The organism is Methylococcus geothermalis (assembly GCF_012769535.1).
GTDB classification, from domain to species: Bacteria; Pseudomonadota; Gammaproteobacteria; order Methylococcales; family Methylococcaceae; genus Methylococcus; species Methylococcus geothermalis.
The window spans coordinates 3135450-3158848 of record NZ_CP046565.1 but is presented as its reverse complement, the minus strand read 5'-3'; the positions used below and the strand labels follow the sequence as shown (position 1 = coordinate 3158848).

The following is a 23399-nucleotide window of genomic DNA, read 5'->3' as shown; positions in this document are numbered from 1 at the left end:
ACTATGGTAATCAAACTGAAGAAAGGCTTAGACCTGCCCATAACGGGAGCGCCCGAACAGGTGATCCATGCCGACGGCGGAGCCGTGAAATCCGTGGCCCTGATCGGGCCGGATTTCATCGGTCTCAAGCCGACGATGCAGGTCTCCGAGGGCGATCGCGTCAAGTTGGGGAGTATTCTCTTTACCGACAAGCAGAATCCGGGGGTGAATTTCACCTCCCCCGGCGCCGGCGTGGTGAAGGCGATCAACCGCGGCGAGCGGCGGGTGCTGCAGTCGGTGGTGATCGAGCTGGACGGCAAGGACGAGGTGACTTTCGCTTCTTATCAGGCCGCCGCGCTGGCCGGCTTGAGCGATGCTCAGGTACGGGAGAATCTGCTGGCCTCCGGCCTGTGGACCTTTCTGCGGACCCGTCCGTACAGCAAGGTGCCGAATCCGGAAACCAAGCCGCATTCGATCTTCGTGACGGCGATCGACACCAATCCGCTGGCCGCTCGGCCCGACGTGGTGATCCAGGAGCGGGCCGAGGATTTCAAGAATGGCCTTACCGTCATCTCCAAGCTGACCGAGGGCAAGGTTTACCTTTGCAAGGCGTCGTCGCAGACCGTGCCTTCGATCGAAGGCGGCAAGGTCGAGGTCGCGGACTTTGAAGGTCCCCATCCTGCCGGTCTGGCCGGCACCCATATCCATTACCTGGATCCGGTTGGCCCGTCCAAGTGCGTCTGGTATCTGGATTACCAGTCCGTGATCGCGATCGGCGCGCTGTTCACCACCGGCCGCATCAACGTCGAGCGGGTCGTGTCGCTGGCCGGTCCGGGCGTGGCCCGGCCGCGCCTGGTGCGCAGCCGGCTCGGCGCCTGCCTGTGCGATCTCACCGCGGGCCAGACCGTGACGGACAAGGAGGTCCGGGTGATTTCCGGCTCCGTCCTGTATGGCCGCGAGGCAACTGACTGGGGCTGCTATCTGGGGCGTTATCACAATCAGGTCAGCGTGATCGAGGAAGGTCGGGCCCGCGAGTTCATGGGCTGGCTTCTGCCGAGCGCGTCGAAGTATTCCTTCCTCAACGTGACCTTGGCGAGCCTGCCGAAGGAGCGGGGCCGTAAGTTCCCGTTCACGACTTCCACCCACGGCAGCCCGCGCGCGATCGTGCCGGTCGGGGTGTACGAGGACGTCATGCCGCTGGATATCCTGCCGACCCAGTTGGTGCGCTCGCTCTTGGTGGGCGATACCGACATGGCCCAGGCGCTGGGTTGCCTGGAACTGGACGAAGAAGACCTGGCGCTGTGCACCTTCGTCGATCCGGGCAAGCACGATTTCGGTCCGGTTCTTCGCTCGAACCTCACCCAGATTGAGAAGGAAGGCTAAGTCTCATGTCAGCAAGGCAATTTCTCGACAAGCTGCACCCGCTCTTCGCCAAGGGCGGGCGTTTGGAAAAACTGTATCCCGTCTACGAGATGGTGGATACCTTCCTCTATACCCCGCCCGATGTGACCCACGGAGCGACGCATGTGCGCGACTCGGTCGACCTGAAGCGGGTGATGACCTACGTCTGGATCGCGGTGCTGCCGTGCATGCTGATGGCCCTGTTCAATACCGGCTACCAGGCCAATCTGGCGATGACGTCCATGGGGATGGAATCGGCGCCGGGCTGGCGCGGTGCGATCATCAACCTGTTCGGCCATAACCCCTGGAATCCGCTGTCGGATCTGGTCCACGGCGCGCTGTATTTCATTCCGATCTACGTCGTGACCCTGGTCGCCGGCGGCGTGTGGGAGGTGCTGTTCGCGGTGGTGCGCAAGCATGACGTCAACGAGGGCTTCTTCGTGTCGTCGATCCTGTTCGCGCTGACCTTGCCGCCGAACACGCCGCTATGGCAGGTCGCCATCGGCATTTCCTTCGGGGTGGTGATGGGCAAGGAGGTGTTCGGCGGTACCGGCAAGAACTTCCTCAACCCGGCGCTGACCGGCCGCGCGTTCCTGTACTTCGCTTATCCGGCTTCGATGTCGGGCGATATGGTGTGGACCGCGGTGGACGGCTTCAGCGGCGCCACGGCGTTGGGGTTGGGCGCGCTGGGCGGAGTCGATGCAATCCGCGAGGGCGGCATCGGCTGGTTGCAGACCTTCTTCGGCTTCGAGCGCGGTTCGATGGGTGAGACCTCGACCCTGGCCTGTCTCCTGGGGGCGGCTTTCCTGGTCTACACCCGGATCGCCTCGTGGCGGATCATCGCCGGCGTCTTCGTCGGCATGGTGGCGACGTCGACGCTGTTCAACATCATCGGCAGCGAGTCCAACGCCATGTTCGCGATGCCCTGGTATTGGCATCTGACGCTGGGCGGCTTCGCCTTCGGCACGAGCTTCATGGCGACCGATCCGGTCAGTGCGGCGCATACCAACACCGGCCGCTGGATTTTCGGCGCGCTGATCGGCTTCATGACGGTGCTGATCCGCGTGGTCAATCCCGCCTTCCCGGAAGGCATCATGCTGGCCATCCTCTTCTCCAACATCTTCGCGCCGCTGATCGACTACGCGGTGATCAAGGCGAACATCGCAAGAAGGATTAAACGTCATGCCTAACGCAGCAAATTCGACGAATGTGCAGGGCGGTGACAAGTTCGCCGCGCTGAAGGAAAAGGCTCGGCTGTATGCCGAGCGCGTGCTGGCACTGCCCAACGACAGCTTCGAGAAGACCGTCGCGGTCGCGGTGAGCCTGTGCCTGGTCGGCGCCGTGTTGGTGTCCGGCTCGGCCGTGGCGCTGAAGCCGCTGCAGGAATCCAACAAGTCCCGGGACGAGAAGGTCAACATCCTCGAGGTGGCCGGCCTGCTCCAGGACGGCACCGACATCGACGAAGCGTTCAAGAACATCGAACCCAAGATCGTCGAGCTTTCCACGGGAGACTACAGCGACGCGGTGGATCCCAAGACCTACGACCAGCGCAAGGCGGCCAAGGACCCCGCCTTGAGCGAGGCGATTCCGCCCGAGGAGGACATCGCCGGCATCAAGCGCAAGCCCAAGTATGCCAAGGTCTACCTGGTGAAGGAGAACGGCCGGCTCAAGTCCGTGATCCTGCCGGTGAACGGTTATGGGCTGTGGTCCACCATGTACGGTTTCATGGCGCTGGAAGCGGACGGTGAAACCGTGATCGGACTCAATCTCTATGACCAAGCGGAAACGCCGGGACTCGGCGGGGAAGTGGTAAACCCGAAATGGAAGGCCTTGTGGAAGGGGAAGAAGGTCTACAACTACTCCAAGACCACGGTGCACGAAAGCAACCTGTCCGAAAAGGGGCAGGCCATCGAAATCGGCGAAGTGGCGTTAGGGCTGGTCAAGGGCGGCGTCGACCCCAGCAAGCCGGGTGCCGAGTACCAAGTCGACGCGCTGGCCGGTGCGACCCTGACCAGCCGCGGCGTCAGCAACCTGATCCGCTACTGGATGGGCAAGGACGGCTTCGGACCGTATTTGGCGAAAGTTAGAGCTGGAAGAGGTTAATTCCCATGAACGAAGAATCGAAGAAAGTTCTCGTCGAACCCCTGGTCGACAACAACCCCATCACCCTCCAGGTGCTGGGCATCTGTTCCGCCCTGGCCGTCACCTCGCAGCTGTCGACGGCGCTGATCATGAGCCTGGCGCTGACCTCGGTCACCGCCTGTTCCAGCGCGGGCATCGCCTTGATCCGTAACCACATCCCCAGCAGCGTGCGCATCATCGCCCAGATGGTGATCATCGCTTCGCTGGTGATCGTGGTCGACCAATTGCTCAAGGCTTTCGCCTACGAGATCAGCAAGCAGCTCTCGGTGTTCGTCGGACTCATCATCACCAACTGCATCGTGATGGGCCGCGCCGAAGCCTACGCCATGAAGAATCCGCCCTGGGAAAGCTTCCTGGACGGCATCGGCAACGGCTTGGGCTACAGCCTGATCCTGATCACGGTCGCGGTCATCCGCGAACTGTTCGGTTCCGGCAAGCTGTTGGGGATCGATGTGCTGCCCCTGGTCAAGGACGGCGGCTGGTACGTGCCGAACGGCCTGCTGCTGCTGCCGCCGAGCGCGTTCTTCCTGATCGGCCTCCTGATCTGGGCGATCCGCTCCTGGAAGACGCAACAGGTCGAAAAGGCCGATTTCGTGATCGCCACCGCGCACGGGGAGGCACACTGATGGAAGCCTATATCAATCTGTTCATCAAGTCGGTTTTCATCGAGAACATGGCCCTGTCGTTCTTCCTGGGCATGTGCACCTTCATCGCGGTATCGAAGAAGATCGAAACGGCCGTGGGTCTGGGCATCGCCGTGGTGATCGTGCAGACCCTGACGGTCCCGGCCAACAACCTGATCTACACCTATCTGCTCAAGGAAGGCGCCCTGTCCTGGGCCGGCCTGCGCGACGTCGACCTCAGCTTCATCGCCCTGATGGCCTGCATCGGCGTGATCGCCGCCATGGTCCAGATCCTGGAGATGGTGCTCGACAAATTCTTCCCGGCCCTCTACAACGCCTTGGGTATCTTCCTGCCGCTCATCACGGTGAACTGCGCCATCCTGGCCGGTTCGCTGTTCATGATCGAACGCGACTACAACTTCTCGGAGAGCGTGGTCTACGGCGTGGGCAGCGGCTTCGGCTGGGCGCTCGCCATCACCGCGATGGCCGGCGTGCGCGAGAAGCTCAAGTACAGCGACGTACCGGCGGGCCTGCGCGGCCTCGGCATCACCTTCATCTCCGCGGGTCTGATGGCGCTGGGTTTCATGGCCTTCTCCGGCATACAGTTATAAGGATGTAGGTGATCCCATGTTGGAAATTATCTTAGGTGTATTTTTCTTCACGGCCATCGTCGTCGCCCTGGTCTTCGTGATTCTGGGCGCCAAGTCGAAGCTGGTGGCCGAGGGTAACGTGGAGGTGCTGATCAACGGTGAGAAGACCATCTACGTCCCGATCGGGTCCAAGCTGCTGACGGCCCTGGCCGACAACAATCTGTTCGTGTCGTCGGCCTGCGGCGGCGGCGGCACCTGCGCCCAGTGCCGGGTGCAGGTGTTGGAAGGCGGCGGTGAGATTCTGCCGACCGAGCTCTCGCACATCACCAAGCGCGAAGCGGCCCAGGGCGATCGCCTGTCCTGCCAGGTGACGGTCAAGCAGAACATGAAGATTCATGTGCATGACGAAGTGTTCGGCGTCAAGAAATGGGAGTGCAGCGTGCGCTCCAACCACAACGTCGCAACCTTCATCAAGGAACTGGTGCTGGAACTGCCGGCGGGCGAGCAGGTCGATTTCCGGGCCGGCGGCTACATCCAGATCGAGTGCCCGCCCTACGATTGCAAGTTTTCGGACTTCGACATCGAGCCCGAGTACCGCGACGAGTGGGACAAGTACAACCTCTGGCGGATCGAGTCTCACGTCAAGACGCCGGCGATCCGAGCTTACTCCATGGCGAACTATCCGGACGAGAAGGGCATCATCATGCTCAACGTCCGTATCGCCACCCCGCCCTGGGGCAAGGAAGACCAGTTGCCGCCGGGGGTCATGTCGTCGTTCATCTTCAACCTGAAGCCGGGCGACAAGGTCACCATTTCCGGGCCGTTCGGCGAGTTTTTCGCCCGCGACACCGACAAGGAGATGGTGTTCATCGGCGGCGGCGCGGGCATGGCGCCGATGCGTTCGCACATCTTCGACCAGTTGCGCCGCCTGAAGAGCAAGCGCAAGATCAGCTTTTGGTACGGCGCGCGCAGTCTGCGCGAAACCTTCTACGTGGAGGAGTTCGACAAGCTGCAGGCGGAGAACCCGAACTTCAAATGGTTCCTCGGGCTGTCCGATCCGAAGCCGGAAGACCACTGGACCGGTTACACGGGCTTCATCCACAACATCCTGTACGAGCAGTACCTCAAGGACCATCCGGCCCCCGAGGATTGCGAGTACTACATGTGCGGCCCGCCGATGATGAACACCGCCGTCATCAATATGCTCCTCGATATCGGCGTCGACCGCGAGAACATCATGCTGGACGATTTCGGCGGCTGATCGTCGCGGAAACGGCCAGGGAACGGGGAGCCTCGCGCTCCTCGTTCTTTTTTGCGGCGTCTTTAGGGAACAAACAGAGGTAAGCCGGCCCGACCGGCATCATGCTGGAGAAACGCACCATGACTCTATTCCTGATCACTTTCGCCATCATCGGTTTTGTCATCCTGATGATGTCCGTCGGCGTCATTTTCGGGCGGCCGGCGATCAAGGGCACCTGCGGGGGCATCAACGGCAGCGACTGTATCTGCACGCAGAAATGCGAGAAGCGCCTCAAGCTGGAGGCCGAAGGCAAGGCCTAAAGCTTATAGCCGGAATGGCCGTCACGCCTTCGTTCTACTGGTACGACCTGGAGACTTTCGGGACCGATCCAGCCCGCGACCGCATTGCCCAGTTCGCCGGGGTTCGGACCGATTTGAATTTCGAGCCGGTCGGTTCGCCCGAGGTCCTGTATTGCCGGCCCTCGGATGACGTGGTGCCGGATCCCGAGGCTTGCCTCATCACCGGCATTACTCCCCGGCGGGCCACCGAGCTTGGCGTACGGGAAAGCGAGTTCGTCGCCGCCATCTACGGCCTCTTCGCGCAGCCCGGTACCTGCGTGCTCGGCTACAACACCTTGCGTTTCGATGATGAAATGCTGCGCTACGCTTTTTATCGGAACCTGTACGATCCCTATGCCCGCGAATGGAAAGCGGGCAATTCGCGCTGGGACGTCATCGATTTGGTGCGGGTGACGCAGGCGCTGCGGCCGGACGGGATCGAATGGCCGCGAGATGCCGCGGGGGCGCCCGTGTTCAAGCTGGAGCGCCTGGCGGCGGCGAATGGCATCGTGCACGAGTCGGCGCATGATGCCTTGTCCGATGTGTGGGCGACGATAGGTTTGGCTCGGCTGATCAGCGAGCGCCAGCCGCGCTTGTTCAAGTTCGCCCTGGAAAATCGAGGTAAACAGGCCGTCGAGCGGCTGCTGGCGCTGGGCAGTTGGCAGCCGGTGCTGCATGTCTCCGAGAAGTTTCCGGCGTCCCGGAACTGCATCGCCTACGTGCTGCCGTTGTGCCGGCATCCGCGCATGGCGACACGGGTCATCGTGTTCGATCTTGCCTGCGATCCGGCGCAGCTGCTCGATCTGCCGGCAGACGAGATCCGCCAGCGGCTGTTCACGCCGCTGGCGGAATTACCCGAAGGCGCCGAGCGGATTCCGTTGAAGGGGGTGCATACCAACCGTTGCCCAGTGGTCGTCCCGCCGTCCGCGTTGCGACCGGCAGATGCGGAGAGGCTCGGGATCGACGTCGCCGTTTGCCAGGCCAACGCCCGCCGGTTACAGGATCATGCGGACGAAATCCTCCCCAAGGTCGCCGCGGTGTTCGAGGCAGAGTGGCCGCCGGAGGCCGGACTCGATCCGGAGCTGATGCTCTATCGCGGGGGCTTTACGCCGGATGCCGACCGGCGCGCCCTGGAGCGGGTGCATGCGCTGTCGCCCGAACAACTGGCCCGTTACCGTCCGCGATTCGTCGATGGGCGTTTCGATGAGCTTCTGTTCCGGTTCCGTGCCCGAAATTTTCCGGATACCCTGAATGCAGACGAGCGGGCGCGCTGGAGCCGGTTTCGCTCGAGCCGCCTTGCAGGCGAAGGCGGCGGCCTGAGCCTCGCGGAGTTCTTTTCTCGTATCGAGGGGCTTCGCGGCCAGGAACGTGATTCCGGCAAGCTGGCGATCCTGGATGAGCTGGAGGCTTACGGCAGGAACTTATCCGGTTAACCCGGATGAGCTTTGCCCGTATACTTAACGGCTACCTTTCCATCTATCCCTTTCGGAGGAGTAATGAAGAAGATTCTGCTTGTCGCCACCGGATTGCTCGTCGCCTGGACCGGTTCGGCCTTTGCCCACGGTCCTACCCGCCAGAAAGTCACCGAGACCATCGAAATCAACGCCGCTCCCGAGGTCGTGTGGGGCATCATCAAGGACTTCGGTAAGGGCGAATGGATGCCTCAAGTGGCCAGCTCCACCGGCACCGGCGGGAACGAGAAGGGCGCGACGCGCGAATTGAAGCTGAAATCCGGCGGCATCATCAAGGAAGAGCTTAAGAGCTACGACGCCGAAAAGATGAGCTATTCGTACAAGATCACCGAGGTCGATCCGAAAGACCTGCCGGTCGCCAATTATTCGTCCAGCATCGCCGTGACGGCGTCCGGTGCCGGGTCGGTCGTTGAATGGAATGGCGCATTCTACCGCTCCTTCATGAATAACAATCCGCCGCCGGAAGAGAACGATGAGGCGGCGCTGAAAGCCGTCACTTCGCTCTACAAAGAGGGCTTGGCCAACCTGAAGGCCCTGGCCGAGAAGAAGTGATCGCTTCATGGTTGTGAAGCGATCTGTCTTGTCGAGCGTCAAGGCGGCGCTGGCCGCCGCCTTTTTCGCGTCCGCCGCTTCAGCGGCACCGTTCGCGTACGTCACCAATCAGAAAGACGACAGCGTCAGCGTCATCGACACCGCCAGCGGAGAGGTCCGAACTACGCTGAAGGTGGGGAAGGAGCCGGCTGGCGTCGCTGTCAGCCGGGATGGTAGCCGTGTCGTGGTGACCAATGCCGGCGGCAACAGCATCACGCTGATCGACGGGCGGAGCCAGCAGGTGGTCGGTGAGATCGCCTCCGCCGAAGGCCAGGTCGGTGTGGCGGTCGATGCCGAAGGGCGGTTCGCCTACGTGGCGGACTGGTACGGCAGGACCATCTCGGTGGTCGATCTGGAGAGCAGAGCCGCCGTCCGCCGTTTGCCGGCCGGGAACGTCCCGTCGGGGCTGGTGCTTGCGCCCGATGGTTCGCGCCTATACGTCGCCAATCGCGACGACGATGCCATCGCCGAACTGAATCCGGCGAGCGGTGAAATCCTGCGTACGGTCAAGGTCGGCAAGCATCCCTTCGGGATCGGCCTCGATCCTTCCGGTCAACTGTTGTTTTCCGCCAATGTCGAAAGCAACGACGTCTCCATCGTGGATGTCCGCACGCTGTCGGTGATCGAGACGGTGAGCGTTGGCGAGCGCCCTTACGCCGTGGCCTATGTGGCGCCATACAAGCGCCTCTTCGTCACCAACCAGTACGACAACACTGTCTCGGTCATCGATATCGAGGGTCGGAAAGTCGTGGATACCATCGCCGTGGGCGAATACCCCGAAGGAATCGCATTGCACCCCGATGGTGTCCATCTCTATGTCGCCAATTGGTTTGACAATACCGTTTCGGTCATCAACGGCCTGTCGCTGAAGGTGGAGCGGACGATCCGGACCGGCAATGGCAGTCGGGCCTTCGGCGAATTCATCGGCGGTGTCTGAGACGCCTTAGGACTGCGCCCGAGGATCGCTCAGGCGCGCCAGCAGGTCCGGCAGGGTGCTGTCGGGGCCGCAGTTTACCGTGAACCCTGCTTCATCCTCGCTCAGCGGGATGCGGGACCGCAATTGCCGTTCCAGCACATCGAGGTCCGCGTCCGAAGGGTCGGTTCCCGCTCTTTGGCGGGCGCGGATGCGTTCGCGCAATGTCGCCTCCGGCGCATCCATGGCGATGATGGCGAAACCGGCGCCGCAGGTGTCCGCAACCCGACTCGCGTCCTCCCGATACTGCCGTTCGAGAAATGTGGCGTCGAGTATGACGGACAGCCCGGCGTGCAATAAGGGCGTCGCGAGTTCCAGCAGCCGGTCGTAAGTGGCGCGGGTGAATGCGGGGAGGTATATCCGGGCCGGATCGGCGTGGCGGTGCGAGGCCAGGCGTTTGCGTTCGACATCCGAGCGGATCATGATTGCCCCGGTTTCCTCGGCGAGCTGCGCCGCGACGTGGGTTTTTCCGCTGCCGGATACGCCGTGCATGAGGATCAGCCGGGCCGGCCGGTCGGGTACGAGAGAGAGGGCATAGTCGACATAACGGCGGAAACCGGCAAGATGGGCGGCTCTCGCGGCGTCCTGCGCCGTATGCTCCCAAGTCAGTGCGGCGATCTTGGCCCGGACCATGGCCCGGTAGCGCCGGTAGTAGTCCCACAGCACCATGCCGCCGTAGTCGCCGGTGACGGACAAATAGCCGTTCACCAGCTTGGCCGCGAGCCGGGTCAGGCCGCGCGCTTCGAGATCCATGGCGATGAACGCGAGTTCGCTGATGACGTCGATCCAGCGCAGTTCCGGATTGAATTCGATGGCATCGAAGGGAACCGGCTTTCCATCGATCAAGGCGATGTTGGCAAGATGGAGGTCACCGTGGCATTCCCGGATGTAACCTTCGCGTTTCCGGGCGCGGAACACGCCCGCCAGGGTTTCGTGATCCCGCCGTGCTGATTCCCGGAGTCGGGCGATGTCCCGGGCCACCTGCTCCGGCGGCAGGATGGCCTCGATGTGGGTGAAATTATCCATCGTCGCCTTGCGGATGCTCGACAGGCTGCCGTAGTCGTCTTCGCCGCCGGATTGCGGAATCGAGCAGTGGAATTCGGCGATGAGGCGGGCTAATGCGCCGATATGGTCCGCCGTCAGCGCCTGCGCCGCGGCCAGATCCGCGAGCAGCGAGCCTTCCTTAAATTGACGCATCTTCACCGCGTATTCGAACGGCGGGCCTTCGCCTTCGATTCGGGGCGTTTGCGGCGAACCGGCGATCGGGCAGACGGCGAGATAGATGTCGGGCGCGAGCCTCCGGTTCAGCCTGAGTTCCTCCCCACAGAAGCGCAGCCTCAGTTCGAGGGTGGAGAAATCGAGAAATCCGAAATCGACGGGTTTCTTGACCTTGTAGGCATAGGTTCCCGTCAGGAACACCCAGGAAATATGGGTTTCGATCAGGCGGATGTCGGAAACCGGGTGCGGATAGGCCGCGGCGGTCATCAGTCCGGCCGGGAATGCGCCTTGTGCGGCGATTTCATTCACGGTCGGCCAAGGCGAGCTTGTCGCCGCTCATGCGCAGAAGCGCCCTTCCTTCCAGGAAAGCCAGGATGTCACTTCCCGCCAAGTTCCGCCGCCATCCCTGCATGACTTTGGCGTCGGCGGGCGACTCCAATACCTCCTCGAGGTCTTTGCGGCTGGCGACGACGGATGGGTTGATGGTGTGTTCGAGGCAGCGCAGTCGGACTACCGCGGACAGGGCATCGAGGATGGCCTCGGTTTCGGCGCTGCGGCGCTGAACGCGACGAGGCTGCGGCGGCAAGAGCCCACCGTCGTCGGGCGCCTGGATAAGGGCGATCATCGCATCGCCATATCGCTGAACTGCGCGCGATTCGACGCCTCTCAACGTTTGCAGGGCATCGCGGCTGCGGGGTTTCCTCAGCGCAATTTCCAGCAAGGCGTCATCGCGGAGGATCCAGTTGCGGGGCAGGTCGTTCTTCTGGGCGGTGGTTTCCCGCCAGGCCGCGAGGCGCACTGCCAGCGCGAACTGGTCCGGCTTCAGACGTTCCAGCCCGCCGATGCGCTCCCAGGCATCCTCGGGGCGGTTCACATACAGCCGTGGATTTTCGAGCGCGGCGAAATCGTCCGCCAGCCAGGAAGTGCGCTTTAGCCGATCGAGCTGCTCACGGATTTTCGGATACAGGGCGGCGAGATGGATCACGTCATTGGCTGCATACTCCTTCTGCGCCGCCGATAGCGGGCGTTGAGTCCAGTCGGTGCGGGTGTGCTCCTTGTTCACGGCGACGCCCAGCATGGTCGCGACGAGGCTGGCATAGCCGATTTGCTCCGGATGACCGATCAGGGGGGCGGCGAGCTGAGTGTCGAATATCGGGGCCGGAACGGATCGGAAGCGGTGGAAGAAAATTTCCAGATCCTGCCTCGCCGCGTGGAACACCTTGGTGATGGCTCGATTGAACAGCAGGTCCTCCACCGGCCGCAGGTCTTCGATGCCGAGCGGATCGATGCAGGCGGCCTGGCTCTCGTTGGCGATCTGCAGCAGGCAGAATTTGGGATAATAGGTCTTGTCGCGAACGAATTCGGTATCGACAGCGATCCAGGGCGACGCGCTGATCGAATGGCAGAATGTCGCAAGCTCGTTGGGTGAATCGATATAAGTGCTGGCCGATGGCATGACGGTGGGGCTGGGCGTCGCTATGGAAAGATGATTGTAACCGGCTGCCCTCAAGGAAGGAGCCCGAGCTTCCGATTCTGCGGTAGCATTGTCGTGCTAGGTTGACATGACATGTCCCGGTCGTCATAATGCCCTCTCCACAGCGCGCCTGTAGCTCAGTTGGATAGAGTACCTGGCTACGAACTAGGTGGTCGGGAGTTCGAATCTCTCCAGGCGCGCCATTTCGCAAATGGCGTGGGGGTTTTTGGGTTCTTCGTGTTAGTCATTCCCCTGTAGCTCAGTCGGTAGAGCAGCTGGCTGTTAACCAGCGGGTCGGCGGTTCGAGCCCGTCCGGGGGAGCCAAATTCCAAAAAAGGCTTGCAGTGATGTAAGCCTTTTTATTTTGTTGTTCGAGCGTGGATGCGCTTGACATGGCGGCTGCCAGTAATTACTCTGAGCGGCTTTAGTCTTTCCCATATTATCGGCACGGTTCAGCGTGCATGTGGGTTGGAATAGTTTTGGAGCTCGGTAATGACCACAATCAACCAACTGGTTAGAAAGCCGCGAGTAAGCAAGAAAGAAAAGAGCAACGTCCCTGCGCTCGAAGGCTGTCCCCAGCGGCGCGGGGTGTGCACTCGTGTTTATACCACGACGCCCAAGAAGCCGAACTCGGCGTTGCGTAAGGTGGCTCGCGTTCGTTTGACGAATGGCGCTGAAGTGACCTCCTACATCGGGGGCGAGGGCCATAACCTGCAGGAGCACTCGGTGATCCTGATCCGTGGCGGTCGTGTGAAGGACTTGCCGGGTGTCCGTTACCACGTCGTCCGTGGCAGCCTGGATACCGCAGGCGTACAGAAGCGTCGCCAAGCCCGTTCCAAGTACGGCGCCAAGCGGCCGAAGAGCTAATTTTAGAGGCTAGGTGATATGTCCAGAAGAAGAAGGTGTGAGCGGCGCGGAGTCATCGCCGATCCGCGTTTTGGCAGCGAGACGCTCGCCCGGTTCGTGAACATGCTCATGGTGAGCGGCAAGAAGTCCATCGCGGAAAAAATCGTGTATGGGGCGCTCGACCATATCGAAGCGAAGACTTCGCAGGATTCGCTGGAGGTCCTGAATAAGGCGTTGGAGAACGTGCAGCCCGTCGTCGAAGTGAAGTCCCGTCGAGTGGGTGGTGCAACCTACCAGGTGCCGATCGAGGTGCGTCCCGCCCGGCGCATGGCGCTGGGTATGCGCTGGCTGATCGACGCCGCGCGCAAGCGTGGCGAGAAAGGCATGGTGATGAAGCTGGCTGCGGAAGTCATGGAAGCGAAAGAGAACCGCGGCTCGGCGGTGAAGAAGCGCGAAGATACTCACCGAATGGCAGAGGCGAACAAGGCTTTCTCGCATTACCGCTGGTAACCCCGGCTTACCCGCTCTTTAAGAAAATCAGGTTATTTGGCTGTGGCACGCACGACTCCTATCGAGCGCTATCGGAATATTGGGATCATGGCGCATATCGATGCCGGAAAGACCACTACGACGGAGCGTATCCTGTTCTACACGGGGGTGTCCCACAAGATCGGTGAGGTGCACGACGGTGCTGCCATCATGGACTGGATGGAGCAGGAGCAGGAGCGAGGCATCACCATCACGTCCGCAGCGACGACCTGTTTTTGGCGGGGCATGGACGGCTCCTTCCCCGAACATCGTATCAACATCATCGATACTCCCGGGCACGTCGACTTCACGATTGAGGTCGAGCGTTCGTTGCGGGTTCTCGATGGCGCCTGTGCCGTATTCTGCGCCGTAGGCGGCGTCGAGCCTCAATCGGAAACGGTATGGCGTCAGGCCGACAAATACCGCGTTCCGCGTCTCGCTTTCGTGAACAAGATGGATCGCGCGGGCGCGGATTTTCTGCGCGTCGTCGAACAGATCCGCAAGCGTCTGGGCGCCAATCCGGTGCCGATCCAGTTGCCTATCGGCGCCGAGGACGAATTCAAAGGGGTCGTTGACCTTCTGCGCATGAAGGCGATCTGGTGGGACGATTCGACCCAGGGGACTCGCTTTGAATTGGGCGATATTCCGGCTCACATGGTTTCTGCCTGCCAGTCTTGGCGGGAGAAAATGGTCGAGGCTGCCGCCGAATCGTCCGAAGAGCTCATGGAAAAATACCTCGAGGGGGGCGAGCTCTCCGTCGAGGAAATAAAGAAAGGGCTGCGCTCGCGTACGCTCGCCAACGAGATCGTTCCCGTGCTTTGCGGATCGGCGTTCAAGAACAAAGGCGTCCAGGCGATGCTGGATGCCGTAGTCGAACTCCTGCCGTCACCGGTCGATATGCCTCCGGTTGTCGGAATTAGCGAAGGGGGGCTCGAAAGTAGCCGAGAATCGTGCGATAATGCTCCCTTTTCCGCGCTTGCTTTCAAGATCGCAACCGATCCCTATGTGGGGGTGCTGACCTTTATCCGTGTTTACTCCGGGGTGCTGTCTTCGGGGGATACGGTCTACAACCCGGTGAAGGGTCGCCGGGAGCGCATCGGTCGGCTGGTTCAGATGCACGCGAACAACCGTGAAGAGATCAAGGAGGTTCGCGCGGGAGACATCGCCGCGGCGATCGGTCTTAAGGATGTCACCACTGGCGATACGCTGTGTGATCCCAAGGAAATCATCACCCTTGAGCGGATGGAGTTTCCGGAGCCGGTGATTTCGGTTGCCGTGGAGCCGAAGACCAAGGCGGATCAGGAAAAGATGGGGATTGCACTGAGCAAGCTTGCCCAGGAGGACCCGTCCTTTCGGGTCCGGACCGACGAGGAGTCTGGTCAGACGATCATTTCCGGCATGGGAGAGCTTCATCTGGAGATCATTGTCGATCGGATGAAGCGAGAATTCGGGGTGGACGCCAACGTGGGCGCGCCTCAGGTGGCATACCGGGAAACCATCCGGAAGACCGTCGAGCAGGAAGGGAAATATGTTCGGCAGACCGGCGGACGGGGGCAATACGGCCACGTTTGGCTCAGGCTCGAACCGTTGGCCGCTGGGGCCGGCTATGAGTTCGTGAATGGCATCGTCGGCGGTGTGGTTCCCAAGGAATACATTCCGGCGGTGGATAAGGGTATCCAGGAACAGTTGCAGAATGGCGTCTTGGCGGGATTCCCGGTCGTCGACGTGAAAGTGACCTTGTTCGATGGCTCCTATCACGATGTGGATTCGAGTGAAATGGCTTTCAAGATTGCGGGTTCGATGGCATTCAAGGAGGGGGCGCGAAAAGCCTCGCCTGTCCTCCTGGAACCGATCATGAAGGTCGAGGTCGTTACGCCCGAAGAGTATATGGGCGATGTGGTGGGCGACATCAATCGCCGCCGGGGGATCATCCAGGGTCTGGATGATGCGCCGGCAGGCAAGGTTGTTCGTTGCGAAGTGCCGCTCTCCGAGATGTTTGGGTACGCCACTGATCTGCGCTCGGCCACTCAGGGGCGGGCAACATACAGCATGCATTTTGAGAAATATGTCGAAGCGCCGACACACGTGGCGGATGCCGTCATCAAGAAATCGGTGTCGTAGTCGATACACGGGACAGAGCTGAGTTTTGAGAGGAAAAGACAGTGTCCAAAGAGAAATTTACGCGCACGAAGCCGCATGTGAATGTGGGAACGATAGGTCACGTGGATCACGGGAAGACGACGCTGACGGCGGCCCTGACCAAGTGCATGGCGGAGAAGTTCGGGGGCGAATTCAAGGCGTACGACCAGATTGACGCCGCGCCCGAAGAGCGCGCCCGAGGCATCACCATCGCGACCGCGCACGTGGAATATGAGTCGAAGGCGCGCCATTACGCCCATGTCGACTGCCCTGGTCATGCCGACTACGTCAAGAACATGATCACCGGCGCGGCGCAGATGGACGGCGCCATCCTGGTCTGCTCCGCCGCCGACGGCCCGATGCCGCAGACCCGCGAGCACATCCTGCTGGCGCGCCAGGTGGGCGTCCCTTACATCGTCGTGTTCCTGAACAAGGTGGACATGGTCGACGACCCCGAACTGGTCGAACTGGTCGAAATGGAGCTGCGGGAACTGCTCTCCAAGTATGATTTCCCCGGCGACGACATCCCGATCATCCGGGGCTCTGCCCTGAAGGCGCTGGAAGGCGACACCAGCGAGATCGGCGTACCCGCCATCGAAGCCCTGGTGCAGGCCCTGGACGACTACATTCCCGAGCCCGAGCGCGCCATCGACCGTCCGTTCCTCATGCCGATCGAAGACGTCTTCTCGATCTCCGGGCGCGGCACCGTCGTCACCGGGCGCGTCGAGCGCGGCGTCATCAAGGTTGGCGAAGAAATCGAAATCGTCGGCATCAGGCCCACGACCAAGACCACCTGCACGGGCGTGGAAATGTTCCGCAAGCTGCTCGACCAGGGTCAGGCCGGCGACAACATCGGCGTCCTGCTGCGTGGCACCAAGCGCGAAGACGTCGAACGCGGGCAAGTGCTGGCCAAGCCCGGCACCATCACCCCGCACACCCACTTCGAAGCCGAAATCTACGTCCTGTCCAAGGAAGAAGGCGGTCGTCATACCCCGTTCTTCAATGGCTACCGGCCGCAGTTCTACTTCCGGACCACCGACGTCACCGGCTCGGTGACGCTGCCGGAAGGGGTCGAGATGGTCATGCCCGGCGACAACGTCAAGATCGAAGTGAAGCTGATCGCGCCGATCGCGATGGACGAAGGGTTGCGGTTTGCGGTGCGCGAAGGCGGTCGTACCGTCGGCGCGGGCGTTGTCTCCAAGATCATCGAGTGAGTCCATGGCTAAGCAGAGAATTCGTATCCGTTTGAAGGCGTTTGATCATCGGCTCATTGATCAATCGGCGTCGGAAATCGTCGAGACCGCAAAGCGCACCGGTGCGCAGGTGTTGGGCCCGATCCCCTTGCCGACGAAGAAAGAGCGGTTCACGGTGCTGGTATCCCCGCACGTGAACAAGGATGCCCGTGATCAATACGAGCTTCGCACCCACAAGCGACTGATGGACATCATAGAGCCCACGGATAAAACGGTGGACGCACTCATGCGTTTGGATCTGGCCGCAGGCGTCGATGTTCAGATCAAGCTTAATTGATGAAAGGTATTAGAGCACACGACTCGGGGAAGAGAGATGGCCATAGGTTTAGTAGGCCGCAAGTGCGGAATGACCCATATTTTTACGGATGCCGGTGCAGCTGTTCCGGTAACGGTAATTCACGTCGAGCCCAATCGGGTAGTTCAGGTTAAAACCCTGGAGTCGGACGGCTATCGCGCCATTCAGGTGACCACGGGCAGCAAGAAGCGCTCGCGGCTTACGAAATCGGACGCCGGGCATTATTCGAAAGGAGGTGTCGAGGCGGGCCGGGGTTTGTGGGAGTTTCGGCTGGAAGATTCCGATCAGGACTATTCCGTAGGCGCAGAGCTCGGCGTGGACCTGTTCGCGGAAGGCCAATTCGTCGATGCGCGTTCGCGGAGCATCGGTAAAGGCTTTGCCGGTGTGGTGAAGCGGCACAATTTCCGCACGCAGGACGCGACTCACGGTAACTCTCTATCCCACCGTGCGCCGGGTTCCATCGGCCAGAACCAGACCCCCGGCCGCGTGTTCAAGGGAAAAAGAATGGCGGGCCATATGGGTGACAAGAACGTTACCGTGCCCAATCTGCGGATCGTCGGGGTGGACGCCGAGCGTTCTCTGCTCCTGGTAAAAGGCGCAGTGCCCGGTGCCAAGGGTTCGGATGTGATTGTTCGCCCCGCCGCAAAGAAATAGGTAGTTGGTCATGAGCCTTAGCATTCCAAAAATTGAAAACGGATCTGCGGGAAATCTGGAAGTTTCCGATAAGGTATTCGGTCAGGGATTTAACGAATCCCTGGTCCATCAGCTCGTCGTCGGCTATCTCGCCGCTGCGCGTTCGGGAACGAAAGCGCAGAAGAGCCGGTCGGACGTATCGGGCGGCGGAAAGAAGCCGTGGAAGCAGAAGGGTTCCGGCCATGCCCGGGCGGGGACCACGCGCGGTCCGCTGTGGCGGACGGGTGGCGTGACTTTTGCCGCGTCCAATCGGAACTACAGGCAGAAGCTGAACAAGAAGATGTATCGGGCCGCTGTGCGATCCATATTTTCCGAGTTGCTGCGGCAGGGGCGCCTCGTCGTCTCCGACAGCATCGTTCCGGGAACCCCCAAGACGCGGGAGCTTGCGGCGAGGCTGAAAAGTTTTGGCGAAGGATATACGGTCATTCTGGCAGAACAGCTCGATCTGAATCTGGCTCTGTCCTCCCGTAACTTGCCCAACGTCAGTGTTAATACTACCGATACATTGAGCCCGGTCGATCTGGTGCACGCCGAGCGCGTAATCGCCACCAGCTCGGCGATTCGCAAGCTGGAGGTAAGGTTGTCATGAATCAAGTCGAGTTGATGCGCACCCTGCTGGCGCCGGTGGTATCGGAGAAATCCACGGCAGCTGCTGAAAAGGACCGACAATTCGTTTTCCGAGTCAAGCCGGCTGCAAGCAAGCTTCAGATCAAAAGCGCCGTTGAGCTTATGTTTGGTGTGAAAGTCGAGTCCGTGCGTGTGCTCAACGTTAAAGGTAAATCCAAGCGCTTTGGGCGGTTTATGGGCCAGCGTTCAGACTGGAAGAAGGCTTATGTGAAGCTGAAGCCAGGCTTTGATATTGAGCTGGCGGTAAATTAATTCGATATTCGATTGCTTGAGTAAAGATAAGACCATGGCTCTGATTAAACAAAAACCCACTTCTGCCGGCTCGCGCTTTGTGACGCGGGTGCGTAGCGAAGAACTGCACAAGGGCGAACCGTATGCGAAGCTGCTCGAAAAGCAGACGCGCTCGTCGGGCCGCAATAATCAGGGCCGTGTGACCACTCGGCACAAAGGCGGTGGACACAAGCAGTTTTACCGAATAGTGGATTTCAAGCGCGGTAAGCTCGATGTCCCGGCTCGTGTCGAGCGTATCGAATACGACCCGAATCGAACCGCCTATATCGCGTTGGTGTTATACAGGGACGGAGAGCGGCGTTACATCGTGGCGCCGGCGGGTCTGCGCGCCGGGCATGAAATCGTCGCCAGCGAGTTCGCTCCGATCAAGGTCGGCAACAGTCTGCCGTTGCGGAACATCCCCGTCGGTACCCTCGTGCATTGTGTCGAAGGTAAGCCGGGGAAAGGCGCTCAGTATGCACGCAGTGCCGGCACCTCGATCCAGTTGGTCGCGAAAGATGGAGAGTATGCAACCATTCGCATGCGTTCCGGCGAGATGCGCAAGGTGCTGGCGGATTGTAAAGCCACTATCGGCGAAGTTTCCAATACCGAGCACAACCTGGTTTCGTTGGGCAAAGCCGGCGCGTCCCGTTGGCGTGGAGTTCGCCCCACCGTGCGTGGGGTCGCCATGAATCCGGTGGATCACCCGCACGGCGGTGGTGAGGGTAGAACTTCGGGAGGTAGGCATCCAGTATCGCCCTGGGGTATCCCGACCAAGGGCTACAAAACCCGAAACAATAAGCGAACCGATGGTCTGATCATTCGCAGACGCAAGACGCGATAACGAGTAAGAGGAATAGACCGTGCCACGTTCTATCAAGAAAGGCCCTTTTGTCGATCACCACCTGATGAAAAAGGTGGATGAGGCGAATTCGACCGGCGCCAAGAAGCCCATCAAGACATGGTCGCGCCGCTCGATGGTGCTACCCGAGATGATCGGTAAGACCATCGCAGTGCATAACGGGAAACAACATGTACCCGTTTTGGTCACCGATAACATGGTCGGCCATAAACTGGGGGAGTTCGCTCCGACGCGGACTTACAAAGGGCATCAGGCCGACAAGAAGAGTAAGTGAGGCGTGTAGTCGATGGAAGCATTATCGAAACATAAAACGGCGCGCATTTCTCCTCAGAAGTGCCGGCTGGTCGCCGATCAGATTCGCGGCCTCAATGTTGCGGCGGCGCTGGACCTTCTGACGTTCAGCAACAAAAAAGCCGCCGGGCTGGTCAAAAAGGTGCTTCAGGCAGCGATCGCCAACGCTGAACATAATGAAGGCGCCGATGTTGACGAGTTGCGTGTAAAGACGGTGTTCGTCGACGAAGGCCCCGTCCTCAAGCGGATGAGCCCCCGGGCGAAGGGGCGCGCCAATCGGATACTCAAGCGCACCTCGCACATCACCGTGCTGGTGTCGGACAATTAGGCATTAGTAAAGGCATTCCGTCATGGGGCAAAAAGTCAATCCTATTGGAATTCGTCTGGGATATATCAAGGACTGGACGTCGCGCTGGTTCGCCGACAGTAAGTCGTATCCCGTCTTTCTCAACAACGACCTGAAGGTCCGAGAATTTCTGAAGCGGAAGCTGAAGCATGCATCGGTCAGCCGGATCCAGATCAATCGGCTGGCGAACAACGCTCAGATCACCATCCACACCGCGAGGCCCGGCATCGTGATCGGTAAACGCGGCGAGGACATCGATACGCTGCGGCGCGATGTGTCCCGGTTCATGGGGGTGCCTGTTCAGGTCAGCGTCGAGGAAATCCGCAAGCCCGAGCTGGATGCTCAACTGGTGGCCGAAGGCGTGGCTCAGCAGTTGGAGAAACGCATCATGTTCCGGCGTGCGATGAAGCGAGCCGTCCAGAATACGCTTCGCGTCGGCGCCGAAGGCATCAAGATCAGTGTCGCCGGCAGGCTGAACGGAGCCGAAATCGCGCGGACCGAGTGGTATCGGGAGGGCCGCGTGCCGCTGCACACCTTCCGTGCGGATATCGACTACGGTTTTGCCGAGGCGGTGACCACTTATGGGGTCATCGGCGTGAAGGTCTGGATTTTCAAGGGCGAGGTTTTCGAGCCTGTGCATGCGGAGTCGAAAACCCGCAGCGCGGTTGAAGCGTGATGAGGTCGTGCCATGTTGCAGCCAAAAAGAACGAAATACAGGAAACAGCATAAGGGGCGCAATACCGGCCTGGCCATCGCGGGCAGCAAGGTATCGTTCGGTGAATATGGCCTTAAGGCCACGACTCGGGGTAGAATAACCGCCCGCCAAATCGAGGCTGCGCGCCGGACCATTTCCCGTCACGTGAAGCGTGGCGGAAAGATATGGATCCGCGTCTTCCCGGATAAACCCATCAGCAAAAAGCCGTTAGAAGTCCGCATGGGCAGCGGTAAAGGCAGCGTGGAATACTGGGTTGCCGAAATCAAGCCCGGCACCATGCTGTACGAGCTCGAGGGCGTAAGCGAAGAACTGGCCCGTGAGGCGTTCCGGCTGGCGGCGGCGAAGCTGCCGGTCCAGACCACCTTTTCCCTTCGTACGGTGATGTGATGAAAGCCAGCGAACTTAGAACGAAACAGCCAGACGAGCTCAAGTCGACGTTGTTGGACCTCCATCGGGAGGCATTCAGTCTCAGGATGCAACAGGCTACCGGCCAGTTGGGCAAATCTCATCAGATCAAGTCGGTCCGGCGCGATATCGCGCGAGTGAACATGGTTTTAGCAGAGAAGGGCGGGAAGGTATGACGGTCAGCGAAGGTCGCGTACGGAGCGTTACCGGGCGCGTGGTATCGAACAAGATGGACCGAACCATCGTAGTGGCCATCGAGCGGCAAGTGTCCCATCCGTTGTATGGCAAGTATATTCGCCGCACAACCAAGGTGCTGGCGCATGACGAGAACAACGAATGCGGCATCGGAGACTTGGTGACCTTGCACGCCTCTCGGCCGGTCTCGAAGAAAAAGGCCTGGACCCTTGGTGCGGTGGTCGAGCGCGCGGTGTGATCTCGTCCACCAGGGCCTTGAGCATTTAATTGGAGATTTGAACGATGATACAGATGCAGACCTGTCTGGATGTCGCAGACAACAGCGGCGCGCGGCAAGTCATGTGTATTAAGGTCCTTGGTGGGTCCAAGCGTCGCTATGCGAATATCGGCGATGTCATCAAGGTAAGCGTGAAGGATGCAATCCCCCGCGGACGCGTAAAGAAAGGCGAGGTTTACAATGCGGTAGTGGTTCGCACCCGTAAGGGGGTGAGGCGTGCCGACGGATCGCTGATACGGTTCGACAACAACGCGGCGGTCATCCTGAACAATCAGCATCAGCCTATCGGAACGCGCATTTTCGGGCCGGTGACGCGTGAGCTTCGTTCGGAGAAGTTTATGAAGATCATCTCCCTGGCGCCGGAAGTGCTTTGACGTAAGAAGGTGTTGCCCCATGCGTAGGATCAAGAAAGGCGATCAAGTGATCGTCATCGCCGGAAAGGATAAAGGTAAGAGAGGCTCGGTGCTATCGGTGCTGAGCGGAGACAAATTGCTGGTCGAAGGCGTCAATCTGGTTCGTAAGCACCAGCGCCCGAATCCCATGAGGGGTGTGACGGGCGGTATCGTCGAGAAGTCCATGCCGATCCACAGTTCCAATGTGGCGCTGTTCAACGCCGCCACTAACAAGGGTGATCGCGTCGGATTCCGGTTGCTGGCGGACGGCAGGAAAGTCCGTTTTTATAGATCCACCAACGAACTGATTGACGCTTGAGTAGCGGATGTGTCATGGCTAGGTTAGAAGACCTTTACAAAGAGAAAGTCGTACCGGAATTGATGGCGCGATTCGGTTACCAATCCGTCATGGAAGTTCCCCGGTTGGTAAAGATCACCCTCAACATGGGGGTGGGCGAGGCGGTCGCCGATAAAAAGATTCTGCAGCATGCCGTCGAGCACATGCAGGCGATCGGGGGCCAAAAGCCCATCATCACGCACGCCCGGAAGTCGATCGCCGGCTTCAAGATTCGGGAAGGTATGCCGGTGGGCTGCAAGGTCACCCTGCGGCGGGCGCGCATGTACGAGTTTCTGGATCGCCTCATCAGCGTCGCGATTCCCCGTATCCGCGATTTCCGGGGACTGAACCCGAAGGCGTTCGACGGGCGGGGTAACTATTCGATGGGCGTGAAGGAACAAATCATTTTCCCGGAGATCGACTACGACAAGATCGATGCCATCCGGGGCATGGACATTACCATCACATCCACCGCCAAATCTGACGCCGAAGCCAGGGCATTGCTCGAGGCGTTCAAATTTCCATTTCGGACGTAACGGGGTCCAGTCATGGCAAAGAAATCAATGATCGCGCGCGAAGTGAAGCGCCAGAAGCTGAGCAATCGGTATGCGAAAAGGAGAGCCGAACTCAAGGCCATGATCTGCGCGCAGGGCACGCCTGATGAGCAGCGAGAGGCCGCAGTCGTTGCGCTTCAGAAGCTGCCTCGCGACAGCTCCGGTACGCGCCAGCGTAACAGGTGCCAGCTGACGGGGCGCCCGCACGGGTTTTACAGAAAATTCGGGCTGGGACGCAATAAGCTGCGCGAGTGTGTCATGCGCGGCGAAGTGCCGGGCGTAGTCAAGGCAAGCTGGTAAGCCGGGAGCGCGGTTACACGAACGAGTCGGAGT

At 60.3% G+C, this 23399-nt stretch carries 31 protein-coding genes and 2 tRNA genes; 31 read left to right on the top strand and 2 right to left on the bottom strand.

The genetic code is table 11. From position 1 onward, the window contains the following. Positions 1–3: 3 nt before the first annotated feature. The 10 genes from GNH96_RS14810 to GNH96_RS14765 all read left to right on the top strand — a co-directional run bounded on the left by GNH96_RS14810 (position 4) and on the right by GNH96_RS14765 (position 9313). Positions 4–1362 carry a Na(+)-translocating NADH-quinone reductase subunit A gene (locus GNH96_RS14810; protein WP_169604349.1) on the top strand — a complete coding sequence of 453 codons (1359 nt, stop codon included), beginning with the start codon at positions 4–6 and terminating at the stop codon, positions 1360–1362. Between the two features lie 5 nt (positions 1363–1367). Further along, positions 1368–2570 carry an NADH:ubiquinone reductase (Na(+)-transporting) subunit B gene (locus tag GNH96_RS14805; RefSeq protein WP_169604348.1) on the top strand — a complete coding sequence of 401 codons (1203 nt, stop codon included), beginning with the start codon at positions 1368–1370 and terminating at the stop codon, positions 2568–2570. Beyond that, positions 2563–3483: a Na(+)-translocating NADH-quinone reductase subunit C gene (locus GNH96_RS14800; RefSeq protein ID WP_169604347.1), complete on the top strand. Its 921-nt coding sequence runs from the start codon at positions 2563–2565 to the stop codon at positions 3481–3483. The genes GNH96_RS14805 and GNH96_RS14800 overlap by 8 nt, the downstream gene beginning before the upstream one ends. A gap of 5 nt (positions 3484–3488) precedes the next feature. Then, positions 3489–4148: an NADH:ubiquinone reductase (Na(+)-transporting) subunit D gene (locus GNH96_RS14795; protein WP_169604346.1), complete on the top strand. Its 660-nt coding sequence runs from the start codon at positions 3489–3491 to the stop codon at positions 4146–4148. Continuing rightward, complete coding sequence (gene nqrE, locus GNH96_RS14790; RefSeq protein WP_017366077.1) at positions 4148–4756, top strand: NADH:ubiquinone reductase (Na(+)-transporting) subunit E; 609 nt, start codon at positions 4148–4150, stop codon at positions 4754–4756. The genes GNH96_RS14795 and nqrE overlap by 1 nt, the downstream gene beginning before the upstream one ends. Positions 4757–4772: 16 nt before the next feature. Beyond that, entirely contained in the window at positions 4773–5996 is a 1224-nt protein-coding gene (gene nqrF, locus GNH96_RS14785) for an NADH:ubiquinone reductase (Na(+)-transporting) subunit F (protein WP_169604345.1), read from the top strand. A 119-nt stretch (positions 5997–6115) separates the two neighbouring features. After that, positions 6116–6295 (top strand): DUF539 domain-containing protein, encoded by a 180-nt coding sequence (locus GNH96_RS14780; protein WP_169604344.1) that lies wholly within the window; start codon positions 6116–6118, stop codon positions 6293–6295. 14 nt (positions 6296–6309) lie between these two features. Next, positions 6310–7746: an exodeoxyribonuclease I gene (sbcB, locus tag GNH96_RS14775; RefSeq protein WP_169604343.1), complete on the top strand. Its 1437-nt coding sequence runs from the start codon at positions 6310–6312 to the stop codon at positions 7744–7746. A 63-nt stretch (positions 7747–7809) separates the two neighbouring features. After that, complete coding sequence (locus GNH96_RS14770; RefSeq protein ID WP_169604342.1) at positions 7810–8337, top strand: SRPBCC family protein; 528 nt, start codon at positions 7810–7812, stop codon at positions 8335–8337. 7 nt (positions 8338–8344) lie between these two features. Beyond that, positions 8345–9313, top strand: coding sequence for a YVTN family beta-propeller repeat protein (locus GNH96_RS14765; RefSeq protein ID WP_169604341.1), 969 nt, complete (start codon positions 8345–8347; stop codon positions 9311–9313). 6 nt (positions 9314–9319) lie between these two features. Here the strand turns inward: GNH96_RS14765 and GNH96_RS14760 are convergent, their stop codons facing one another. Then, complete coding sequence (locus GNH96_RS14760; RefSeq protein ID WP_228719893.1) at positions 9320–10876, bottom strand: bifunctional aminoglycoside phosphotransferase/ATP-binding protein; 1557 nt, start codon at positions 10874–10876, stop codon at positions 9320–9322. Then, positions 10869–12077 (bottom strand): ribonuclease D, encoded by a 1209-nt coding sequence (rnd, locus tag GNH96_RS14755; protein WP_228719892.1) that lies wholly within the window; start codon positions 12075–12077, stop codon positions 10869–10871. The genes GNH96_RS14760 and rnd overlap by 8 nt, the downstream gene beginning before the upstream one ends. A 90-nt stretch (positions 12078–12167) precedes the next feature. On the opposite strand from rnd, the gene GNH96_RS14750 reads away from it, so the two are divergent. The 21 genes from GNH96_RS14750 to rpsN all read left to right on the top strand — a co-directional run bounded on the left by GNH96_RS14750 (position 12168) and on the right by rpsN (position 23366). Then, positions 12168–12244, top strand: a tRNA-Arg gene (locus GNH96_RS14750). A 45-nt stretch (positions 12245–12289) separates the two neighbouring features. Next, positions 12290–12365, top strand: a tRNA-Asn gene (locus tag GNH96_RS14745). 168 nt (positions 12366–12533) lie between these two features. Beyond that, positions 12534–12908 carry a 30S ribosomal protein S12 gene (gene rpsL / locus GNH96_RS14740; RefSeq protein ID WP_169604340.1) on the top strand — a complete coding sequence of 125 codons (375 nt, stop codon included), beginning with the start codon at positions 12534–12536 and terminating at the stop codon, positions 12906–12908. Between the two features lie 18 nt (positions 12909–12926). Further along, complete coding sequence (rpsG, locus tag GNH96_RS14735; RefSeq protein WP_169604339.1) at positions 12927–13397, top strand: 30S ribosomal protein S7; 471 nt, start codon at positions 12927–12929, stop codon at positions 13395–13397. Positions 13398–13439: 42 nt separating this feature from the next. Next, positions 13440–15536 (top strand): elongation factor G, encoded by a 2097-nt coding sequence (gene fusA, locus GNH96_RS14730; RefSeq protein ID WP_169604338.1) that lies wholly within the window; start codon positions 13440–13442, stop codon positions 15534–15536. A 41-nt stretch (positions 15537–15577) separates the two neighbouring features. Beyond that, positions 15578–16768, top strand: a complete 1191-nt coding sequence (gene tuf / locus GNH96_RS14725; protein WP_169604020.1) for an elongation factor Tu — start codon at positions 15578–15580, stop codon at positions 16766–16768. A 4-nt stretch (positions 16769–16772) separates the two neighbouring features. Further along, positions 16773–17084, top strand: coding sequence for a 30S ribosomal protein S10 (gene rpsJ / locus GNH96_RS14720; protein WP_010961601.1), 312 nt, complete (start codon positions 16773–16775; stop codon positions 17082–17084). A 36-nt stretch (positions 17085–17120) separates the two neighbouring features. Then, positions 17121–17756: a 50S ribosomal protein L3 gene (rplC, locus tag GNH96_RS14715; RefSeq protein WP_169604337.1), complete on the top strand. Its 636-nt coding sequence runs from the start codon at positions 17121–17123 to the stop codon at positions 17754–17756. Between the two features lie 10 nt (positions 17757–17766). Then, positions 17767–18384, top strand: a complete 618-nt coding sequence (gene rplD / locus GNH96_RS14710) for a 50S ribosomal protein L4 (RefSeq protein WP_169604336.1) — start codon at positions 17767–17769, stop codon at positions 18382–18384. Continuing rightward, positions 18381–18674 carry a 50S ribosomal protein L23 gene (gene rplW, locus GNH96_RS14705; protein WP_169604335.1) on the top strand — a complete coding sequence of 98 codons (294 nt, stop codon included), beginning with the start codon at positions 18381–18383 and terminating at the stop codon, positions 18672–18674. Before rplD ends, rplW begins: the two co-directional genes overlap by 4 nt. Positions 18675–18708: 34 nt before the next feature. Further along, positions 18709–19536, top strand: coding sequence for a 50S ribosomal protein L2 (rplB, locus tag GNH96_RS14700; RefSeq protein WP_169604334.1), 828 nt, complete (start codon positions 18709–18711; stop codon positions 19534–19536). A 19-nt stretch (positions 19537–19555) separates the two neighbouring features. Then, positions 19556–19828 (top strand): 30S ribosomal protein S19, encoded by a 273-nt coding sequence (gene rpsS / locus GNH96_RS14695; RefSeq protein WP_169604333.1) that lies wholly within the window; start codon positions 19556–19558, stop codon positions 19826–19828. 12 nt (positions 19829–19840) lie between these two features. Further along, positions 19841–20173, top strand: a complete 333-nt coding sequence (gene rplV, locus GNH96_RS14690; RefSeq protein WP_169604332.1) for a 50S ribosomal protein L22 — start codon at positions 19841–19843, stop codon at positions 20171–20173. A gap of 22 nt (positions 20174–20195) precedes the next feature. Next, the gene (gene rpsC, locus GNH96_RS14685) at positions 20196–20867 is read left to right on the top strand and encodes a 30S ribosomal protein S3 (RefSeq protein ID WP_169604331.1); all 672 of its coding nucleotides are present in this window, start codon (positions 20196–20198) and stop codon (positions 20865–20867) included. A 12-nt stretch (positions 20868–20879) separates the two neighbouring features. Then, complete coding sequence (rplP, locus tag GNH96_RS14680; RefSeq protein ID WP_169604330.1) at positions 20880–21293, top strand: 50S ribosomal protein L16; 414 nt, start codon at positions 20880–20882, stop codon at positions 21291–21293. After that, the gene (gene rpmC, locus GNH96_RS14675; RefSeq protein WP_169604329.1) at positions 21293–21487 is read left to right on the top strand and encodes a 50S ribosomal protein L29; all 195 of its coding nucleotides are present in this window, start codon (positions 21293–21295) and stop codon (positions 21485–21487) included. Before rplP ends, rpmC begins: the two co-directional genes overlap by 1 nt. Next, positions 21484–21744 (top strand): 30S ribosomal protein S17, encoded by a 261-nt coding sequence (gene rpsQ, locus GNH96_RS14670; RefSeq protein WP_169604328.1) that lies wholly within the window; start codon positions 21484–21486, stop codon positions 21742–21744. The genes rpmC and rpsQ overlap by 4 nt, the downstream gene beginning before the upstream one ends. 44 nt (positions 21745–21788) lie before the next feature. Further along, on the top strand, positions 21789–22157 hold the full coding sequence (gene rplN, locus GNH96_RS14665) for a 50S ribosomal protein L14 (protein ID WP_169604327.1): 369 nt from the start codon (positions 21789–21791) through the stop codon (positions 22155–22157). Positions 22158–22176: 19 nt separating this feature from the next. Next, positions 22177–22494, top strand: coding sequence for a 50S ribosomal protein L24 (gene rplX / locus GNH96_RS14660; protein WP_169604326.1), 318 nt, complete (start codon positions 22177–22179; stop codon positions 22492–22494). 14 nt (positions 22495–22508) lie between these two features. Beyond that, positions 22509–23048: a 50S ribosomal protein L5 gene (rplE, locus tag GNH96_RS14655; RefSeq protein ID WP_169604325.1), complete on the top strand. Its 540-nt coding sequence runs from the start codon at positions 22509–22511 to the stop codon at positions 23046–23048. A gap of 12 nt (positions 23049–23060) precedes the next feature. Further along, the gene (gene rpsN, locus GNH96_RS14650; protein ID WP_169604324.1) at positions 23061–23366 is read left to right on the top strand and encodes a 30S ribosomal protein S14; all 306 of its coding nucleotides are present in this window, start codon (positions 23061–23063) and stop codon (positions 23364–23366) included. Positions 23367–23399: the final 33 nt, after the last annotated feature.

What these genes read in the sequence shown, in the direction of transcription:
- GNH96_RS14810 (WP_169604349.1), top strand. Translation starts at nt 4, where the DNA reads ATGGTAATCAAACTGAAGAAAGGCTTAGACCTGCCCATAACGGGAGCG.
- GNH96_RS14805 (WP_169604348.1), top strand. Translation starts at nt 1,368, where the DNA reads ATGTCAGCAAGGCAATTTCTCGACAAGCTGCACCCGCTCTTCGCCAAG.
- GNH96_RS14800 (WP_169604347.1), top strand. Translation starts at nt 2,563, where the DNA reads ATGCCTAACGCAGCAAATTCGACGAATGTGCAGGGCGGTGACAAGTTC.
- GNH96_RS14795 (WP_169604346.1), top strand. Translation starts at nt 3,489, where the DNA reads ATGAACGAAGAATCGAAGAAAGTTCTCGTCGAACCCCTGGTCGACAAC.
- nqrE (WP_017366077.1), top strand. Translation starts at nt 4,148, where the DNA reads ATGGAAGCCTATATCAATCTGTTCATCAAGTCGGTTTTCATCGAGAAC.
- nqrF (WP_169604345.1), top strand. Translation starts at nt 4,773, where the DNA reads ATGTTGGAAATTATCTTAGGTGTATTTTTCTTCACGGCCATCGTCGTC.
- GNH96_RS14780 (WP_169604344.1), top strand. Translation starts at nt 6,116, where the DNA reads ATGACTCTATTCCTGATCACTTTCGCCATCATCGGTTTTGTCATCCTG.
- sbcB (WP_169604343.1), top strand. Translation starts at nt 6,310, where the DNA reads ATGGCCGTCACGCCTTCGTTCTACTGGTACGACCTGGAGACTTTCGGG.
- GNH96_RS14770 (WP_169604342.1), top strand. Translation starts at nt 7,810, where the DNA reads ATGAAGAAGATTCTGCTTGTCGCCACCGGATTGCTCGTCGCCTGGACC.
- GNH96_RS14765 (WP_169604341.1), top strand. Translation starts at nt 8,345, where the DNA reads ATGGTTGTGAAGCGATCTGTCTTGTCGAGCGTCAAGGCGGCGCTGGCC.
- rpsL (WP_169604340.1), top strand. Translation starts at nt 12,534, where the DNA reads ATGACCACAATCAACCAACTGGTTAGAAAGCCGCGAGTAAGCAAGAAA.
- rpsG (WP_169604339.1), top strand. Translation starts at nt 12,927, where the DNA reads ATGTCCAGAAGAAGAAGGTGTGAGCGGCGCGGAGTCATCGCCGATCCG.
- rpsJ (WP_010961601.1), top strand. Translation starts at nt 16,773, where the DNA reads ATGGCTAAGCAGAGAATTCGTATCCGTTTGAAGGCGTTTGATCATCGG.
- rplC (WP_169604337.1), top strand. Translation starts at nt 17,121, where the DNA reads ATGGCCATAGGTTTAGTAGGCCGCAAGTGCGGAATGACCCATATTTTT.
- rplD (WP_169604336.1), top strand. Translation starts at nt 17,767, where the DNA reads ATGAGCCTTAGCATTCCAAAAATTGAAAACGGATCTGCGGGAAATCTG.
- rplW (WP_169604335.1), top strand. Translation starts at nt 18,381, where the DNA reads ATGAATCAAGTCGAGTTGATGCGCACCCTGCTGGCGCCGGTGGTATCG.
- rplB (WP_169604334.1), top strand. Translation starts at nt 18,709, where the DNA reads ATGGCTCTGATTAAACAAAAACCCACTTCTGCCGGCTCGCGCTTTGTG.
- rplV (WP_169604332.1), top strand. Translation starts at nt 19,841, where the DNA reads ATGGAAGCATTATCGAAACATAAAACGGCGCGCATTTCTCCTCAGAAG.
- rpsC (WP_169604331.1), top strand. Translation starts at nt 20,196, where the DNA reads ATGGGGCAAAAAGTCAATCCTATTGGAATTCGTCTGGGATATATCAAG.
- rplP (WP_169604330.1), top strand. Translation starts at nt 20,880, where the DNA reads ATGTTGCAGCCAAAAAGAACGAAATACAGGAAACAGCATAAGGGGCGC.
- rpmC (WP_169604329.1), top strand. Translation starts at nt 21,293, where the DNA reads ATGAAAGCCAGCGAACTTAGAACGAAACAGCCAGACGAGCTCAAGTCG.
- rpsQ (WP_169604328.1), top strand. Translation starts at nt 21,484, where the DNA reads ATGACGGTCAGCGAAGGTCGCGTACGGAGCGTTACCGGGCGCGTGGTA.
- rplN (WP_169604327.1), top strand. Translation starts at nt 21,789, where the DNA reads ATGATACAGATGCAGACCTGTCTGGATGTCGCAGACAACAGCGGCGCG.
- rplX (WP_169604326.1), top strand. Translation starts at nt 22,177, where the DNA reads ATGCGTAGGATCAAGAAAGGCGATCAAGTGATCGTCATCGCCGGAAAG.
- rplE (WP_169604325.1), top strand. Translation starts at nt 22,509, where the DNA reads ATGGCTAGGTTAGAAGACCTTTACAAAGAGAAAGTCGTACCGGAATTG.
- rpsN (WP_169604324.1), top strand. Translation starts at nt 23,061, where the DNA reads ATGGCAAAGAAATCAATGATCGCGCGCGAAGTGAAGCGCCAGAAGCTG.